The organism is Saccharopolyspora hirsuta (genome assembly GCF_008630535.1).
GTDB classification, from domain to species: Bacteria; Actinomycetota; Actinomycetes; order Mycobacteriales; family Pseudonocardiaceae; genus Saccharopolyspora; species Saccharopolyspora hirsuta.
The window spans coordinates 15,303-32,546 of the sequence record NZ_VWPH01000002.1; the positions used below are offsets into that span (position 1 = coordinate 15,303).

14 protein-coding genes and 2 pseudogenes are annotated in these 17,244 nt (G+C 72.4%); 8 read left to right on the forward strand and 8 right to left on the reverse strand.

What is annotated here, in order from left to right; all coding sequences use genetic code 11:
• Positions 1-28: 28 nt before the first annotated feature.
• Complete coding sequence (locus tag F1721_RS03125; protein WP_150065021.1) at positions 29-949, forward strand: aldose 1-epimerase family protein; 921 nt, start codon at positions 29-31, stop codon at positions 947-949.
• 118 nt (positions 950-1,067) lie between these two features.
• On the opposite strand, the gene F1721_RS03130 is transcribed toward F1721_RS03125, so the two are convergent.
• Positions 1,068-2,219: an acyl-CoA dehydrogenase family protein gene (locus F1721_RS03130; RefSeq protein WP_150065022.1), complete on the reverse strand. Its 1,152-nt coding sequence runs from the start codon at positions 2,217-2,219 to the stop codon at positions 1,068-1,070.
• A gap of 142 nt (positions 2,220-2,361) precedes the next feature.
• Here F1721_RS03130 and F1721_RS03135 point away from each other — a divergent pair, with 142 nt between their 5' ends.
• The 3 genes from F1721_RS03135 (at position 2,362) to F1721_RS03145 (ending at position 5,584) form a co-directional block, all read left to right on the forward strand.
• On the forward strand, positions 2,362-2,973 hold the full coding sequence (locus F1721_RS03135; protein ID WP_150065023.1) for a TetR/AcrR family transcriptional regulator: 612 nt from the start codon (positions 2,362-2,364) through the stop codon (positions 2,971-2,973).
• Positions 2,970-3,902 (forward strand): carbohydrate kinase family protein, encoded by a 933-nt coding sequence (locus F1721_RS03140; RefSeq protein WP_150065024.1) that lies wholly within the window; start codon positions 2,970-2,972, stop codon positions 3,900-3,902. Before F1721_RS03135 ends, F1721_RS03140 begins: the two co-directional genes overlap by 4 nt.
• 377 nt (positions 3,903-4,279) lie before the next feature.
• Positions 4,280-5,584, forward strand: coding sequence for a citrate synthase (locus F1721_RS03145; protein WP_150065025.1), 1,305 nt, complete (start codon positions 4,280-4,282; stop codon positions 5,582-5,584).
• A 381-nt stretch (positions 5,585-5,965) separates the two neighbouring features.
• On the opposite strand, the gene F1721_RS03150 is transcribed toward F1721_RS03145, so the two are convergent.
• The 4 genes from F1721_RS03150 to F1721_RS03165 form a co-directional block, all read right to left on the reverse strand.
• Positions 5,966-7,141, reverse strand: a complete 1,176-nt coding sequence (locus tag F1721_RS03150; RefSeq protein WP_150065026.1) for an ABC transporter permease — start codon at positions 7,139-7,141, stop codon at positions 5,966-5,968.
• Positions 7,138-8,049: an ABC transporter ATP-binding protein gene (locus tag F1721_RS03155; RefSeq protein WP_246154143.1), complete on the reverse strand. Its 912-nt coding sequence runs from the start codon at positions 8,047-8,049 to the stop codon at positions 7,138-7,140. The genes F1721_RS03150 and F1721_RS03155 overlap by 4 nt, the downstream gene beginning before the upstream one ends.
• Positions 8,050-8,313: 264 nt before the next feature.
• The gene (locus F1721_RS03160) at positions 8,314-9,888 is read right to left on the reverse strand and encodes a glycerol-3-phosphate dehydrogenase/oxidase (protein WP_150065027.1); all 1,575 of its coding nucleotides are present in this window, start codon (positions 9,886-9,888) and stop codon (positions 8,314-8,316) included.
• Between the two features lie 75 nt (positions 9,889-9,963).
• Positions 9,964-10,599: a TetR/AcrR family transcriptional regulator gene (locus F1721_RS03165; protein ID WP_150065028.1), complete on the reverse strand. Its 636-nt coding sequence runs from the start codon at positions 10,597-10,599 to the stop codon at positions 9,964-9,966.
• Between the two features lie 16 nt (positions 10,600-10,615).
• Here F1721_RS03165 and F1721_RS03170 point away from each other — a divergent pair, with 16 nt between their 5' ends.
• Complete coding sequence (locus tag F1721_RS03170) at positions 10,616-12,259, forward strand: FAD-binding oxidoreductase (protein WP_150065029.1); 1,644 nt, start codon at positions 10,616-10,618, stop codon at positions 12,257-12,259.
• Here F1721_RS03170 and F1721_RS03175 read toward each other — a convergent pair.
• The 3 genes from F1721_RS03175 to F1721_RS03185 form a co-directional block, all read right to left on the reverse strand.
• Positions 12,240-12,971 (reverse strand): GNAT family N-acetyltransferase, encoded by a 732-nt coding sequence (locus tag F1721_RS03175; RefSeq protein WP_170301338.1) that lies wholly within the window; start codon positions 12,969-12,971, stop codon positions 12,240-12,242. The genes F1721_RS03170 and F1721_RS03175 overlap by 20 nt on opposite strands.
• Positions 12,972-13,422: 451 nt before the next feature.
• On the reverse strand, positions 13,423-14,580 hold the full coding sequence (locus F1721_RS03180) for an MFS transporter (protein ID WP_150065031.1): 1,158 nt from the start codon (positions 14,578-14,580) through the stop codon (positions 13,423-13,425).
• Positions 14,577-15,749 (reverse strand): MFS transporter, encoded by a 1,173-nt coding sequence (locus tag F1721_RS03185; RefSeq protein ID WP_211840314.1) that lies wholly within the window; start codon positions 15,747-15,749, stop codon positions 14,577-14,579. Before F1721_RS03185 ends, F1721_RS03180 begins: the two co-directional genes overlap by 4 nt.
• Positions 15,750-15,840: 91 nt before the next feature.
• Here F1721_RS03185 and F1721_RS03190 point away from each other — a divergent pair, with 91 nt between their 5' ends.
• From F1721_RS03190 to F1721_RS35580, 3 genes and pseudogenes are all read left to right on the forward strand, one after another.
• On the forward strand, positions 15,841-16,383 hold the full coding sequence (locus tag F1721_RS03190; protein ID WP_150065033.1) for a TetR/AcrR family transcriptional regulator: 543 nt from the start codon (positions 15,841-15,843) through the stop codon (positions 16,381-16,383).
• A 210-nt stretch (positions 16,384-16,593) separates the two neighbouring features.
• Positions 16,594-16,764: pseudogene (locus tag F1721_RS35575) on the forward strand (FAD-dependent oxidoreductase); the annotation flags it as partial.
• Between the two features lie 78 nt (positions 16,765-16,842).
• A pseudogene (locus F1721_RS35580) lies at positions 16,843-17,237 on the forward strand (FAD-dependent monooxygenase); the annotation flags it as partial.
• Positions 17,238-17,244: the final 7 nt, after the last annotated feature.

Here is a 17,244-nt window from a genome sequence, read left to right on the forward strand (position 1 = left end):
CTTCGCCGACAGGCTCTAAGGTGGCCTGGTGCACGAACCTGTTCCCGCGACCGGTCGGCAGTTCGAGATCTCGTCCGGTCCGATGCGCGCTGTGGTCACCGAGGTGGGGGCGGCCCTGCGGGCCTTCGACGTCGACGGGGTGCCGCACGTCGAGACCTACGACCCGGACCGGCTGCCGCCGGGCGGCGCGGGTGCGGTGCTGGTGCCCTGGCCGAACCGCGTGGCGGACGGGCAGTGGGTGCTCGACGGGGAACCGCAGCAGCTCCCGCTGACCGAACCCGCGCGGCACAACGCGATCCACGGCCTGCTGCGGCACACCGCGTGGACCGTGGTCGAGCACGCCGAGTCCACAGTGGTCCTGCAGGCGATGGTGGCCGCGCAGCCGGGGTGGCCGGTGCCGCTGCTGACGTCGGTCGGCTACTCCGTGGGTGCTGGCGGGCTCACCGTGACGCACACGATGGAGAACCTGGGGTCGCGGGCCACGCCCTTCGGGCTCGGCGTGCACCCGTACCCGCGCGCGGGTGCTGCGGCGACCGACGACTGCTCGCTCCGGCTGTCGGCGTCGACGCTGCTGCCGGTGGACGCCGACCGGATGGTCCCGGTGCGCCCGCCGCGCGCGCTGCAGGGCGACGAGCTCGACTTCCGCACCGGGCGCCCGCTGGCCGGGCTGCTGCTGGACACCGCCTTCGGCGGCGCGGCCCCGGCGCCCGGCGACGAGTTCGTCCGGCACACCCTCACCGGTCCGGACGGCAGCGGCGTCCAGCTGTGGGCGGACCCGGTGTTCAAGTGGGTGCAGGTCTACACGCCCGACGACTTCCCCGGGCGCGGCCGCGCGATCGCGATCGAACCGATGACCTGCCCGCCGAACGCCCTCAACACCGGCACCGACCTGCTGACCCTCCACCCCGGCGAGACCTGGATCGCCCACTGGGGCCTCAGCCCGGTCTGAGCCGGTGCCCGGACTGCGATCAGGTTTTGCCTGGTGCGGTCCCGTGAGCATGTGGTGGGGCTATGGCACCAGAAGGTGCTCACGGGCCGCCTGCGCAACGTGAGGCGGGCTCCCCACCTCAGGCCGATCCCTGCTTCAAGCCTCGGGCGATGAGCATGCGCTGGATCTGGTTGGTGCCCTCGAAGATCTGGAGGATCTTGGCCTCGCGCATGTAGCGCTCCGCCGGGAAGTCCCTGGTGTAGCCCGCTCCGCCGAGGACCTGGACGGCGTCGGTGGTCACCTTCATCGCCGCGTCCGTCGCCACCAGCTTCGCCACCGACGCCTGCTGGCCGAAGGGCAGGCCCGCGTCGCGGCGGCGGGCCCCGTCGAGGTAGCTCGCGCGGGCCGACTGCACCGCCGCCGCCATGTCGGCGAGCAGGAACTCCAGGCCCTGGAACTCGATGATCGGCCGCCCGAACTGGGTCCGCTGCTTGGCGTAGTCCACCGCCAGGTCCAGGGCGGCCTGGGCCAGTCCGACCGCGCAGGCGGCGATGCCCAGCCGACCGGAGTCCAGGGCGCAGAGCGCGATCTTCAGGCCGTCGCCCTCCTCGCCGATGAGCCGGTCCGCGGGGACCCGGGCGTCCTCGAAGTACAGCGGCGTGGTGGGCGAGCCGGTCAGGCCCATCTTGTGCTCCGGCGGGCCTGCCGAGAGCCCCGAGGTCGATCCGTCGACGAGGAAGCAGCTGATGCCGCGCGGGCCGTCGTCGGAGGTGCGGGCCATGAGCGTGTAGAAGTCCGCGACGTTGCCGTGCGTGATCCACGCCTTGGCGCCGGTGACGGCGTAGGCGTCCTCCTCGCGCACAGCACGCGTGCTCAGCGAGGCCGCGTCAGAACCCGCGTGCGGCTCGGAGAGCGCGTAGGCGCCGAGCAGGTCGCCGCCGAGCATGTCCGGCAGCCAGCGGGAGCGCTGTTCCGGGGTGCCGAAGTGGGCCAGCGGGAAGCAGCTCATGGTGTGCACCGACAGGCCGACGCCGACGGTCATCCACGCGCTGCTCAGCTCCTCCAGCACCTGGAGGTAGACCTCGTACGGCTGCGCGCCGCCGCCGTGCTCCTCGGCGTAGGGCAGGCCGAGGAAGCCCGACTCGCCGAGCAGGCGGAAGACGTCGCGCGGGAACTTCTCCGCGGCCTCGTCACCAGCGGCGCGCGCGGCGAGCTCGTCGCGGGCGATCTCCCTGGTCAGCGCGAGCAGATCGGTGGCCTCGGGGGTGGGGAGCAGGCGTTGGACGGACATGGCGGATCGCGCTCCTGATGCCGGTGTGACAACTGCCGGTAGTACTGTCGCCAGTACTGTAGGACGTACTTCAGTACTGTGGAAGTCTCAGCGGGGGAGAACCCGCACAACCACCCGAGAGCCCTGTGGCAGGCTTCCAGCGATGACCACCTCCCAAAGCCGCCGACCGGCCAACGCGCGGCGGGCCGAGCTGCTGGACCAGCTGCGCGACCTGTTCCTCGCGGAAGGGTTCGCGCACTTCACGCTCGACGACCTGGTGGCCCGGCTGCACTGCTCGAAGTCGACGCTGTACACGCTGGCCAGCAGCAAGGAGCAGCTCGCCGTCCGCGTGGTGGCGCACTACTTCAAGTGTGCGACCCGGAGCATCGAGCAGCGGGTCGAAGCGGTCCCCGACGTGCGGGAGAAGGTCCGGGTCTACCTGGACGCCGCGGCGGAAGCGCTGCGCCCGGCGTCCCGGGAGTTCATCGACGACATGGCCGCCAACCTGTCCACCCGCGCCACCTACGAGGCCAACGCGCACGCCGCCGCCGACCGCATCCGCGGCTTCATCGGCGAGGGCGTGCGGCAGGGCGTGTTCCGGGAGGTGCACGCGGGATTCGTCGGCGAGCTGGTCGGCCACGCCATCGCAGGCATCCAGCGCGGTGAGATCGGCGAGCGGACCGGGCTCTCGGACGCGGCCGCGTTCGCCGAGCTCTCGCAGTTCCTGCTCGGCGGACTCGCCGCCGCGCCGGAGAGAACCGAGGAGGAGAAGTGATCGTCATCGGCGGTGAGGCCCTGGTCGACCTCGTCCCGGACCCCGCCACGGGGGAGGGCGAGCTCGGGCCGCTGCACCCGCTGCTGGGCGGCGGGCCGTACAACGTGGCCATCGCCCTGGGGCGGCTCGGCGTCCCGGCCGCGTTCTACGCCAAGGTGTCCACCGACCAGTTCGGGGACAAGCTGGTCGAGCGGCTGCTGGCCTCCGACGTCGACGTCGAGCTGGTGCAGCGCGGCCCGGAGCCGACGACGCTCGCCGTCGTCGGGCTCGCCGAGGACGGCTCGGCGCGGTACAGCTTCCACACCGAGGGCACCGCGACCCGCTTCGTCACCGCGCGGGAGCTGCCCGAGCGCACCACCGCGCTCTGCCTGGGCACCCTCGGCATGGTGCTGGAACCCGGCGCCTCGGTGTACGAGGAGGCGCTGTTCCGGGAAGCCGGGCGCGGCCGGTTCATCGCGCTGGACCCGAACATCCGCGCCGACCTGATCACCGACGCCGACGCCTACCGGGCCCGGTTCCGCTCCTGGCTGCCCTCGGTGGGGCTGCTGAAGGTCTCCGACGACGACGCCGAATGGCTCGCCGACGGCGGCGACGTGCTCGCCGCGGCCCGCGACTGGCAGCGCCAGGGCCCGGCCGCGGTGGTGCTGACCCGCGGCGCGGACGGGCTGACCGCGGTGACCGCCGACGGCGAGGTCACCGTGCCGGGTGAACGAGTGGAGGTGGCCGACACCATCGGCGCGGGCGACACCGTGCAGGCCGCGCTGCTGGCGTGGCTGCACCGCAACGACGCGCTCTCCGCCGCGGGCGTGCGCGGGCTCGACCGCGAGCAGTGGGAGCGGGCGCTGCGGTTCGCCGCGGCCGCCGCCGCGATCACCGTGTCCCGGCCGGGCGCCGAACCGCCGTGGATCGGCGAGCTGCCGACCGATTGAACTGGGCGGACGTGCCCGAGGACACCCTGTGAGCTCAACCGCCCACCATCCGGTCGGCCGAACCGCCGCTGCGCCGTCCGGATGGCCCGGTTGGTCACTATGACCGGCCCGTCCGGCTCCGGAGCGTCGAAAAATCTCCGGCGAAAGCCGCCCGATGTGATGTGATCGTGGTCCCACCTGCCAAAAAGCCGAAACGCGATTGCTGCGCCGGGGGCCCACTGCGGTCTAGCGTGACTACTGACAGGACCCCAACGGGGTGGTGCTGCGGCGGTTCGGACACCCCGGGCCGCGCGCGGGCGACACACGCAGCCCTGCCGCTCGGCCGGGCACCCGCGGTCGTCACCACACGCACCCCGACGAGCGCGAGAGGTTCCCGAATGCCCGACGACGTGACCGCCAAACGTACCGTCGCGCTGCGCTATGACGCCGGCGAGCACGAGATGCAGGTGACGCAGCCGACCGAGGGTGCGCCTGGCGTGGACCTCGGCAAGTTGTTGGCCCAGACCGGTTTGGTGACGTTGGACCCGGGCTTCGTCAATACGGCGGCCTGCCTTTCCGACATCACCTACATCGACGGTGACGCCGGTATCCTCCGCTACCGCGGCTACCCGATCGAGGAGCTGGCGGCCAAGTCGAACTTCATCGAGGTCAGCTACCTGCTGATCTACGGCGAGCTGCCCACCCAGCAGCAGTACGACGACTTCGCCGACCGGATCCGGCGGCACACCCTGCTGCACGAAGACCTCAAGCAGTTCTTCGACGGCTTCCCGCGCGACGCGCACCCGATGCCGGTGCTGTCCTCCGCGGTGTCCGCGCTGTCCACCTTCTACCAGGACAGCCTCAACCCCTTCGACAAGGACCAGGTGGAGCTGTCCACCGTCCGGCTGCTGGCCAAGCTGCCCACCATCGCGGCCTACGCCTACAAGAAGTCGGTCGGCCAGCCCTTCCTGTACCCGGACAACTCGCTGGGCCTGGTGGAGAACTTCCTCCGGATGACCTTCGGCTTCCCCGCCGAGCCCTACGAGGTCGACCCCACCCTGGCCCGCGCCCTGGACCTGCTGTTCATCCTGCACGCCGACCACGAGCAGAACTGCTCGACCTCGACCGTGCGGATGGTCGGCTCGGCCGAGACCAACCTGTTCGCCAGCATCTCGGCGGGCATCAACGCCCTGTTCGGCCCGCTGCACGGCGGCGCGAACAGCGCGGTGCTGGAGATGCTCGAGGGCATCCAGGCCAACGGCGGCGACGTCGACTCGTTCGTCAACCGGGTCAAGAACAAGGAGCCCGGCGTCCGGCTGATGGGCTTCGGCCACCGGGTCTACAAGAACTACGACCCGCGCGCGGCGATCATCAAGAAGACCGCCGACGAGGTGCTCGGCAAGCTGGGTGCGAACGACCCGCTGCTGGACATCGCGCTGAAGCTGGAGGAGAAGGCGCTCGCCGACGACTACTTCATCGAGCGCAAGCTCTACCCGAACGTCGACTTCTACACCGGCCTGATCTACAAGGCCATGGGCTTCCCGACGAAGTACTTCACCGTCCTGTTCGCGCTCGGCCGGCTGCCCGGCTGGATCGCGCACTGGCGGGAGATGCTGGAGGACCCGGCCCGCAAGATCAGCCGCCCGCGGCAGGTGTACACCGGTTCCCCGGAGCGCGCCTACCAGCCGATCAACGAGCGCTGAATCGAAACCTGAATCCTTTTTAGGGGGCACGTGGTCGCCTTGCACGGCGGTGCCGGTAGCGGAACCTCAGAGGCTTTCTCGCTGCGGGATCCCGTTTTTGCGTATGACCAATACACGGCAAACGGGCTGTCCTCGCGAGAAAACCTCTGAGAACCCGCGGCGGTGCAAGCTGCGAGGGCGGGCTATGCGCCTGGCGGCGCATGCGACACCTTGCGATCGGCGCCGGTCGCCCGTCGCGATAGCTGCTTACCGCCGCCTGACGGTGGGGCCGCGCTGAGCTCGGTTCGCCGCTCCTGCATCGGTGGCGCGGGATCAAGGCCCGTGAACAACTTCGTGGTGTGACATCGCTACGAAGTGCTCACGGGCCTTTTGCTGTCCTGCTCAGGCGGCGCGGAGGGCGTCGCGGAGCTTGACGCGGGAGCCCGTGCGGAGCACCGCGTTGGAGTAGATGCGGCCGCCGAGGCGGAGCAGCAGCGCGAAGGCCAGGGCGCTCAGGACCAGCGACACCGCGATCTCCCACGGGGCCGCCACGCCGAGGGCGATCCGCATCGGCATCAGCGTCGGGGAGAAGCCCGGGACCATCGACAGGATCCCGGCCAGGGCGTTGTCCGGCGAGCCCGGCAGCAGCGAGACGCCGATGACGAACGGCACCACCAGCAGCATGATCACCGGGCTGATCACGTTCTGCAGGTCCTCCTGGCGGGACACCAGCGAGGCCGCCGCGGCGAGCACCGTCGCGTAGGTGAAGAAGCCGAGCAGGAACCACACCAGCGCCCACACCAGCGTGCTGGTCAGCGCCGCCGACGGCAGCGTCAGCACCCCGCCGAAGCCCGCCGCGGCCAGCGCCGCCCCGGCGATCACCACCAGCTGCAGCAGGTTCGTCAGGCCGATGCCGACCACCTTCCCGGCGAGCAGCTGGGCCGGTTTGATGGTGGACAGCAGCAGCTCGACGACGCGGCTGGACTTCTCCTCCACCACGCCCTGCGCGATCATCTGCCCGCCCATGATCAGGAACATGTAGAGCACGATCCCGGCCGCGATGGCCAGCCCGATCCGCTCCCCGCGGTGCGGGTCGTCGATCTCCAGGCTGGTGACGGCGACGTGGGCGTTCCCGGCCGCCGCCCGGACCGCGGCGGGGTCCAAGCCGGAGCGCGCGAGCTCGGTGTCCAGCACCTGCTGCTGCACGATCGCGTTCAGCGCGGCCTCGACCGAGCTGTCCGGCGACCGCTTGACGACCAGGCGCGGCTCCTCGGGCGTGCCGGTGACCAGCGCGTCCAGGTCGCCGTCGCGCACCTGCTGCTCACCCGCCGGGACCGGCACGGTGCTGATCTGGAACGACTGGCCGTAGGCCGAGCCCGCCGCCCGCAGCGGTTCGCCGATGGCCGCCACCTCCGGCGCGACGCCGAGCTTGGTGGTGCTGGCCTGCTGGCCGATGAACGCCATCAGCGCGGCGTACCCGCCCATGATCGCGATGATGGCGAGGGTGCCGATGACGAATCCGCGGGTGCGCACCCGGGTGCGGATCTCGCGGCGGGCGACCAACCAGAAGGGGCTCATCCGGCGGCCTCCTCGGTGACGACGTTGCGGAACAGCTCGGTGAGGCTGGGCCGGTGCCGGGAGAACTCCCGGACCGGACCGGTGACCAGCGCGGCCTTCAGCACCGCCTGGTCGTCGGCGTCCTCGGCCAGCTGGAGGGTGGTGCGGCTGCCGTCGACCGACACGACCTGCGCGCCGGGCACGTCGTCGGCCCAGCCGGGCGCGGCGTCGGGCGCGTCGACGACCAGCGTCACCGGCCCCTGGTCGCGCAGCTCGGCGACCGTGCCGGTGGCCACCATCCGTCCACTGCGGACGATGCCGACGCGGTCGCACAGCCGCTGCACCAGGTCGAGCTGGTGGCTGGAGAACACCACCGGCGCCCCGGAGTCGCACTTCTCCCGCAGCACCGCGCTCATCACGTCGACCGCGACCGGGTCCAGCCCGGAGAACGGCTCGTCGAGGATCAGCACCTCCGGGTCGTGCACCAGCGCGGCGGCCAGCTGCACCCGCTGCTGGTTGCCGAGGCTGAGCTTCTGCACCTCCTCGTCGCGGCGCTCGGCCAGGCCGAGCCGCTCGGTCCAGCGCGTCGCGGCGGCCCGGGCGTCGGCGGCGGACATGCCGTGCAGCTCGCCGAGGTAGGCGAGCTGCTCCGCGACCTTCATCTTGGGGTACAGGCCGCGCTCCTCCGGCATGTAGCCGATGCGGCGACGGGTGGTGAGGTCCAGCGGCGCTCCGTTCCAGCGCACCTGGCCGGAATCGGCCGCCAGCACGCCGAGGGCGATCCGCATCGTGGTGGTCTTCCCGGCGCCGTTGCTGCCGACGAAGCCGAACATCTCGCCCGCGCGAACGCTGAACGTCATCTCCTGCAGCGCCGTGACATCGCCGTAGCGTTTGGAGATCCGATCGACCTCCAGCACGCGATCAGTCACCGATCGCCCCCTTCTCTGTCTGACGAGCTCGTCTTGCCTGGCGGTGCCGGTGGCGGAACCTCAGCGCCCGCCTGGCTGCGGGTGCCCTGACTTGTGCATGTCCAATACACGGCGTCAGGGCCGTCCTCGCCGGAAGGAACCCCAGCGGGGTGGGCACCGTGAACCCGCGGCGGTGCCAGCTGCGAGGGTGGGCCAAGCGGCTGCGCCGCTTCAAAGACGAGAACCAAACTGCGTTCGCAGATGCTCAGCCGTCCCCCAGTGCGTCTACTTCAGCACACCTTCCAGCGCTCGGCCCACGAGTTCGGCGACTGCGGGCTGTGCTGTTGCTCGCTCGGCGGGGTTCAGGCCGATCCGGCTGCGCCGGTCCAGGACGTCGTCGGCGTCGAGCGCACCTTCGTGCCGCACCGCCCACAGCACTTCGGCAGCGGTGAGCGAGGTGCCCTCGGCGACGGGTTCCGCCAGGTCCGGGTCGAACTCCGCCAGCGCGGCGAGGCGCGCGGCCTCGGTGCCGTACTTCGCGATCAGGCGGGCCGGGGCCTCCACATCGGTCAGGTGGCGCCGGGGCGCAGCGCCGACCAGCGCGACGGCGGAGGTCTTGGACGGCCCGGCGGACAGGCCGCCCGCGCGCACCGCGGCGTCGACGGCTTCGGCGGCCATCTTCCGGTAGGTGGTGAGCTTGCCGCCGACCACCGTCACCACGCCCTCCGGCGAGGTCAGCACGGCGTGCTTGCGGGACAGGTCGGCCGACTCCTTGCGCCGCGCCTGCTCCAGCAGCGGGCGCAACCCGGCGAAGGAACCGAGCACGTGCTCGCGCCCCAGCGGTTGGCCGAGGACGTCGCGGACCCCGGCCAGCAGGAAGTCCACATCGGGCTCCGGGACCTCGGGCACCGACGGGATCGGCCCGGGCACCGGCTCGTCGGTCAGCCCGAGCAGGGCGCGGCCGTCCGCCTGCGGCAGCAGCAGGAGGAACCGGCCGGAGGTGCCCGGCATCGGCGCGACCAGCGCTGTTCCGGCGATGCCCGCCGCGTCGGCGTCGACCACCAGGTGCGATCCGCGCGACGGCCGCAGCTTGACGTCCGGCGAGAGCTCGCCCGCCCAGACCCCGGCCGCGTTGACCACCGAGCGGGCGCGGATCCGCAGCGACTCGCCGGTGCGCTGGTCCACGACGTCGGCGCCGTTGCCGTCGAGCTGCTGCGCGCGCACGTGCGTGAGCACGCGCGCGCCGAAGCCCGCCGCGGTGCGCGCCAGCGCGACGACGAGCCGCGCGTCGTCGATCAGCTGGCCGTCGTAGCCGAGCAGCCCGCCGCGCAGCCCGGTGGTGCGCAGTCCCGGCACCAGGGCGAGGGCTTCCGGGGTGGGGATGCGCCTGGGTGGCGGGAGGACGTCCGACGGTGTGCGCGCGGCGCGGCGCAGCGCGTCACCCGCGTGCAGGCCCGCAGTCAGCACCAGCTCGGAGCGGCGGGAGACGTTGCGGTGCAGGGGGATCAGCTGCGGCATAGTGCGCACCAGGTGCGGCGCGGTGCGGGTCATCAGCACGTTGCGCTCGACGGCGCTCTCGTGCGCCAACGCCACGTCGCCGTGCGCGAGGTAGCGGAGGCCTCCGTGCACGAGCTTGCTGGACCAGCGGGAGGTTCCCCAGGCGAGGTCCTCGGCCTCGACCAGCGCGACGGACAGCCCGCGGGCGGCGGCGTCGAGCGCGGTCCCGGCCCCGGTGACCCCGCCGCCGACCACCAGCAGGTCGAGCTCGGTCTCGGCCACTTCGGACAGATCGGCGGCCCGGCGCGCGGCGTTCAGCGAGGTCGCGCGCAGCGAACCGGCGGGCAACGGTGTGGTGATCATCGCAACTCCGAGTGGTTCGGCGGGAGATCGGTGGTCCGCAGTTTCAATTGAAACTGCGGGATTGCCGGGCGGAGGTCAGGCATCGGCGGGCTCCGGGCGGAGGGCTCCGTCGAGGAGCTTGGTGAGTTCCGCGGTGAGGGCGTCGGCGCTGATGTCGCTGGTGGCGGGCCCGGCGGTGACGACGAACGACTGCACGAGCAGCAGCAGCGACCGCGCCTGGACCGCCGGGTCGCCGGGCCGGATCGAGCCGTCCGCGTGACCCGCGACGAGGTACTCGCGGAGGAATCCCTCGGCGGCCAGCTGCGTGCTGCCCAACCGCTGCACGAGGTAGGGGAGCAGCAGTTCGGCGTCGGCTTCCAGGACGCGTTGCAGCAGCGGTGCGGTCTGCAGCAGCTGCACGCCGTGGACGGTCGCGCTGACCAGCCGCTGCCGGACGTTGCCGGTCCGCTCCGCCGCGCGCGCCAGGTGCAGGATCTCGCCGAACTCCACGGTCATCAGCGCGGTGACCACGCTGTCGACGTCCGGGAACCGGCGGTACAGGGTCATCCGGCTGACCCCGGCGCGGCGGGCGATCTCGGTCAGCGTGGTCCGCCGCACGCCGTGGGCGAGCACGCACTCCCGGGCCGCGCGCAGCAGCTCGGCATCGCCGACCCGGTTCGGGGCGGAGCGCGCTCGCGTGCCGTGCGAGTCGCTGTGACATTGCGACGTCATGTGTAACACTGTACTGGTGAGCGGGCTGATCGAACACACCCTGCGCGGCACCTGGACCCCATCGGGGGCCTCCGCCGCGCCGTTGTCCCCCCGAGCTCTGCGCTGGTTGCGGGCGCGCATCGGGCTCGCCGAGACCACGACCCCGGCCGTCCCGGCGTCGCTGCTGGAGGTCCCGGACAGCGCCCTGCCGGACGCGGCCCGCGAGGAGCTCGTGGCGCTGCTCGGCGCGGAGCACGTGCTGACCGACCCCGCCGCGAGGCTGGGACGCGCGGGCGGCATGTCCTACACCGACCTGATGCGCCGCCGCAGCGCCGCCGAGCTCGCGGTGCCGGACGCCGTGCTGCTGCCCGCCGACCCCGAGATGGTGCAGGCCGTTCTGGAGATCTGCGTGCGGCACGACGTCGCGGTGGTCCCGTTCGGCGGCGGCACCTCGGTGGTCGGCGGCGTCGACGCGTTGCGCGGGTCCAAGGACGCGGTGGTGTCGCTGGACCTCGCCCGCCTGGACCGGCTGGTCTCGCTCGACCCGAGCTCGCGGATCGCCGTGCTGCAGGCGGGGATGCGCGCGGTCGAGGCCGAATCGCTGCTGGCCGCGCAGGGTTTCACGCTCGGGCACTTCCCGCAGTCCTTCGAGCGGGCCACCATCGGCGGGTTCGCCGCCACCCGGTCCGCCGGGCAGGCCTCCTCCGGCTACGGCCGCTTCGAGGACATGGTGGCCGGGGTCCGGCTGGCCACCCCGGCCGGGGAGTGGCGGCTCGGCGTCGCCCCGGCGTCGGCGGCGGGCCCCGACCTGCGCCAGCTCGCGGTCGGCAGCGAGGGCGCGCTCGGCGTGATCACCGAAGTGGCGGTGCGGGTCCGGCCGGTGCCGGTGCGCAGCCGCTACGAGGCGTTCGTGGTCGACGGCTGGCAGGGCGGGGTCGACGCGGTGCAGGCGCTCGCGCAGAACCGCGTGCTCGCCGACGTGACCCGGCTGTCCGATGTGGACGAGACCGAGGTGCAGTTCGAGCTGGCCGGGGCGCTGAAGGTCAAGGCCCTGCAGTTCCTGCTGCGCAGCAGGGGGATCCGCCAGCCATGCCTGCTCGTCCTGGGCTGGGACGCGGGCTCGCGGGCGGAGCTCGACCAGCGCCGCAAGGCGACCCTGCGGGTGCTGCGCGGCACGCGGGCGGTGCGGCTGGGCCGCGCCGTCGGCGAGTCCTGGCGGTCGCACCGGTTCTCCGGGCCCCGCCAGCGCGACGCGCTGCTGGACCGCGGGGTGTGCGTGGAGACGCTGGAGACCGCGACGCACTGGACCGGGATCAGCGAGCTGCGCTCCGCGGTCCGCAACGCGCTGGTGCGCAGCCTGCGGTCCGGCGGCAAGAAGCCGATCGTGATGTGTCACATCTCGCACGCCTACGAGACCGGTGCCTCGCTGTACTTCACGGTCCTGGCGACGCGCAGCGCGCAGGACCCGCTCGGTCAGTGGCAGCGGGCCAAGCAGGCGGCGTCGGACGCCATCGCCGGGCGCGGCACCATCAGCCACCACCACGCCGTCGGCGCCGACCACCTGCCGTGGCTGGTCGACGAGATCGGCGAGGTCGGCGAATCGGTGCTGGCCGCGGCCAAGCAGGCGGTGGACCCGACCGGGATCCTCAACCCCGGCAAGCTCATCCGGCCAGCGCGCTGACCGAGTGGTAGCGGTAGCCGAGCCTGCGGTACACCTTGAGCGCGGGCTCGTTGTCCGCATCGACCATCAGCGCCACGTCCCCCTCGCGGGCGAGCTCGCGGGTCAGGAACGCGCAGACCTCCGCGGCCAGCCCCGCACCGCGGTGGTCGGGGTGGGTGGCGACGCCGGAGATGAAGCGCACGCCCGGCGCCGCCCAGCAGTCGCCGCCCACCGAGAGCACCGTCCCGTCGGTCCCCCGGATGCCCGCCCAGCGGCGGGCCCCGGGGTCGTCGGGGAACAGGTACGCGCGCGGGTTCGCCTTGCGCAGCAGGCTCTCGACGGCCTGGTCGTCGTCGAGCCACCCGGCGTTCGGCGTCGGCGCGGTCGGCGGTGCCGCGGACAGCTCCATCCAGCCGAACGTCGCCCGCACCTCCAGGCCCAGGCGGTTGGCGACCCGGTGCGCCAGCGCGGTCCGGGCCAGCGGGCGCAGCTTCTCGCCGCGCAGCGTCGGCAGCACCTCGGCGAGCAGTTCGGCACAGTCGTCGGCCGAACCGCTGAAGACCACGCGGTCGTTGCGGCTGAGCTTCGGCGCGTGCACCGCGACCGCGCTGCGGTGCTGCCAAGCGGCCCCGCCGGGGTGCGGGTAGCCCGCGACCAGCGCCTGCGCGGCCCAGCGGACCAGCAGGTCATCGGTGGCGTTGCCGACATCGGTGGCGGAACGGAGCTCTCGCATGCACCGATGGTGCCCGGCCGGGGTGGTGCCGGGAAGTGAATTTCCCGTGACGTGCAGCATGCTCACCACCGGACCGGACCACGCGCTCACCCCGCGTCGCCCGGCGGGGACCACGCGATTTCAATGAGCCTTTTTCATCCTGCCCGTGGACCGCAGCTGCGAAGGGCGAACTGCACCGGTCGGCAGGTGTCGCATGCGCCGTTAGGCGCATAGCCCACCCTCGCAGCTCGCACCGCCGCGGGTTCTCAGCGTTCGCCTGGCGAGGACGGCCCTGACGCCGTGTATTGGTCATACACAAGTCAGGGCACCCGGAGTCCAGGCGGGCGCTGAGGTTCCGCCACCGGCACCGCCACGCAGAACGAGGTTGGAAAAACCTCAATGGAAATCGGAGGTCTGATTTCCATTGAAATCGCGGAAGGTCTCCACCGGTCGGATGACTTCGCCGCACCGGTCAGCGGGTTCGGGTGGACAGGAGGAGGGCGGTGGCCGCGAAGGCGGCCGCGATCGGGCCGAGCAGCTGCGGGCCCCACCAGGCGATGCCCGCCGCGCCGAGGACGCCGGAGAGCGCGATCGCCAGGTAGAGGATCGCGGCGTTGAGCGACACCAGGACCGGGGCCGACTCCGGCGCCAGGGTGATCAGGCGGTGCTGCTGCGGGGTGGTGATCGCGAAGGCGGCGATGCCGTAGAACGCGATCTCGGCCACCGCCCAGCCGAACTCGCCGGTGGTCAGCGGCAGCACCAGCAGGCCGACCACCAGCCAGACCAGCGCGAAGGCCACCACCCGGCCGCTGCCGAACCGGTCGGCGAGCATCCCGGCGAGGTAGTTGCCGACGGTGCCGATGACCCCCAGCAGGAACATCAGCACCGCGAGCCGGACCCCGCTGCCGCCCGTCGCCGGGCCGAACACCGCGCCGATGTAGGTGTAGGGCAGGTAGACGGCGGTGAACGCGATGAGCGTGGTCGCCAGCACCACCAGCACCCGCCGGTCGGCGAGCGGGGCCAGCCGCTGGCGCAGCCCCTCCACCGCCGGGGTCGCGACCCGGGCCGGGACCAGCCGGGCGACCCCGAGCAGGCCCAGCACCGCCAGCCCGGCGACGAACCACATCGTGACCCGCCAGCCGAACACCGCCCCCAGCGCGGTGCCCAGCGGCGCGCCCATCGCGGTGGCAGCGGTGAAACCCGTTGTCACGGCGGCGATCGCCCGCCCGCGCCGGTCCTTCGGGACCAGGGCGGAGGCGGTGACCGCGGCGGTCGGCACGAACAGCCCGGCGCCCGCCGCCGCGACCACCTGCGAGGCGACCACCAGCGGGAACGACGGCGCGAGCGCGGTCGCGACGTTGCCGAGCAGGTGGACGCCGGTCGCGAGCAGCAGCACCCGGCGCCGCGGCCAGCTCGCGGTGGCGGTCGCGAGCACCGGTGCGAGCAGGGCGCAGGTCAGCGCGAACGCGGTGACCACCTGCCCGGCGGTGCCGATCGACACGCCAAGGGCATTGCTGAGCTGCGGCAACAGTCCGGCGAGCAGGAACTCGCAGGTGCCCACGGCGAAGGTGCCGAAGCCGAGCACCGGGACCGCCCACCGGCTCGGGGCGGTGTCCACCGCGGAGGTCATGAGCGCGCTCCGATCCGCTGCGCCAGCTCCGACGCGGCCAGGCCGATGACGATGAACACCGCCGCCACCAGCGGCAGCGCGGTGGGGGAGACCTCCAGGGCGGCGGCGCCGATCACCCCGGCCAGCGATGACCCCAGGTATCCGCCGGAAGCGTTGAGCGAGATGACCAGCGAGGTCGCCGAGGGCGCGGCTTCGATCAGCCGGTGCTGCTGCGGCACGGTCACGCTCCACGCGGTCAGCCCGAACAGCAGCACCGCGGGGACGGCGCCGACCATCGTCTCCGCGGTGATGGGCATCAGCAGGCAGTTGACGAGGGCGAGCACCATCGCGACCGCGATCACCCGCCGCGCGCCGAACCTGTCGGTCCAACCGCCGCTGACGAGGTTGCCGACGGTGCCCGCGACGCCGGACAGGAACAGCAGCACCGCGAGCAGCGCGCCGTCGTCGCCGGTGGCGGGCTTGACGATCACGCTGATGTAGGTGTTCACGATGAAGATGCCGATGAAGAACGCGACCGTGGTCAGCAGGATCGCGGTGATCTTCCCGTTGCGCAGCGGGGCGAGGCGTTCGCGCAGGCCCGCCGCGGGCGGTGCCGGGATGGTCGGGAGCAGCAGGGCGACCCCGACCCCGGCGGCGGCGCCGAGCGCGGCCACGAACCACATCGTGCCGCGCCAGCTGGTGACCGACCCGAGCAGCGTGCCCAGCGGGACGCCGAGCGCGGTCGAGACGGTCAGGCCCAGGACGACCAGCGAGATCGCGCGCGCCCGTTGGGATTCCGGGGCCAGCGAGGCGGCGGCGGCCCCGGCGATCGGGGTGAACATCGACGCCCCGGCGGCGGCGATCACCCGCGTGGCCAGCACGGCGGCGTAGCTCGGCGCGAGCGCGGTGGCGATGTTGCCGAGCACGAAGACGGCGAGCGCGGTGAGCAGGACGGCGCGCCGCGACCAGGTGCCGGTGAGCGTCGCGAGGATCGGGGAGAGCACGGCGTAGGCGATGGCGAAGACGGTCACCAGCTGGCCCGCTTGGGCGATGCCGACGCCGAGGTCGGTCGAGATCTCGGGCAGCACCCCGGCGACGACGAAGGCGTCGGTGCCCACTGCGAAGGTGCCCAGCGCCAGCACCGCCACCCGGAACGGGACGCGGGTGGCGGGTTCAGCGGTCGTGGTCAACGGGACTCCCCAAAACGGTACCGATCGTTTCCATGTTGGTGGACGGTACCGATCGTTTCCGTTTTGGCGCAAGGTGGGATACCGTGTCGGCATGGCCACACGTGCTCGGGAACGCCTCGTCGAGGCCGCGGAGCAGCTCTTCTACGGCGAGGGCATCCGGGCGGTCGGCGTCGAACGCCTGGTCGCCGTCTCCGGGGTCGGCCGCGCCTCGTTCTACCGGCACTTCACCAGCAAGGACGACCTGGTGGTGACCATGCTGCGCGGCTACGACGAGCGCTTCCGCACCTGGCTGGCGGAGGCGGTCGAAGCCCGCGGCGGCAACGCGCTGGCGGTGTTCGACGCGCTCGCCGACCGCTTCGAGGCCGAGGACTTCCGGGGCTGCGCCTCGATCAACACGATGGTGGAGATGGCCGACCCGAGCAGCCCGGCGCACCAGGTCGCAGCCGAGCACAAGGAGAAGGTCATCGACTACCTGGACGGTCTCCTGGCGGCGGAGGGGAAAGCGCGGCACCGCGAGCTGGCGGAGCAGCTGATGCTCCTGATCGACGGCGCCAACGTCACGGCCCTCCGCGAGCGCACAGCAGCCCCGGCCCACCGGGCCAAGGCCATCGCGGAGTCGTTGCTGGGGGACTGAGGCGTCCAATCAGGACGGAGAACGCGGAATTCTCCCCGCCCTTTTCAAGGTATAGCGCGCCACGGGGCTTGCGGCAAGACCCCTGGCGTGCCGCATAATCCTCGTCCGAAGCCAGGACCAGCGAAAACCCGCGCCCTCGAAACCGCAGGAGCATTCGAGGGCCGGGGTGCGGTGCCTGGACCGGCTCTCCTCGGACGGGGTGTTCTGCGAATGATCGACGTGATCGTGGTCGGCGCTGGGCCGACCGGATCGACGCTGGCCGCCGAACTGCGACTGCACGACGTGGACGTGGTCGTGCTGGAGCGGGACGTGGTGCCGTCCGAGATCGTCCGCGCGGGCGGCCTGCACGTGCGCAGCATCGAGCTGATGGACCAGCGCGGTCTGCTGGACCGCTTCCTCGCGCGGGGCCGGAAGCACGTGAGGAGTGGCTACTTCGCCGGGATCGACAAGCCGTGGCCCGGCCGCGCGCTGCTGGCGGGCGACGCGGCGCACGTCCACCCGCCGACCGGCGGGCAGGGCCTCAACCTCGGCGTCCAGGACGCGGTCAACCTGGGCTGGAAGCTGGCCGCCGAGATCGACGGCTGGGCGCCGGAGGGGCTGCTGGACAGCTACCACGCCGAACGGCACCCGGTGGCCGCCGACGTGCTGACCAACACCCGCGCGCAGGTCGAGCTGATGTCCACGGCCCCGGGGCCGCGGACCGCGTCGACCACGTCGTGGACGTCAGCGACGAGCTCGACGTCCCCGCCGTCCTGCTGCGCCCGGACGGCCACGTGGCGTGGGTCGGCGACGACCAGCAGGACCTGCGCGACCAGCTGCAGAAGTGGTTCGGACGCGAAAAACCCGGTCGTTGAGCAGAAA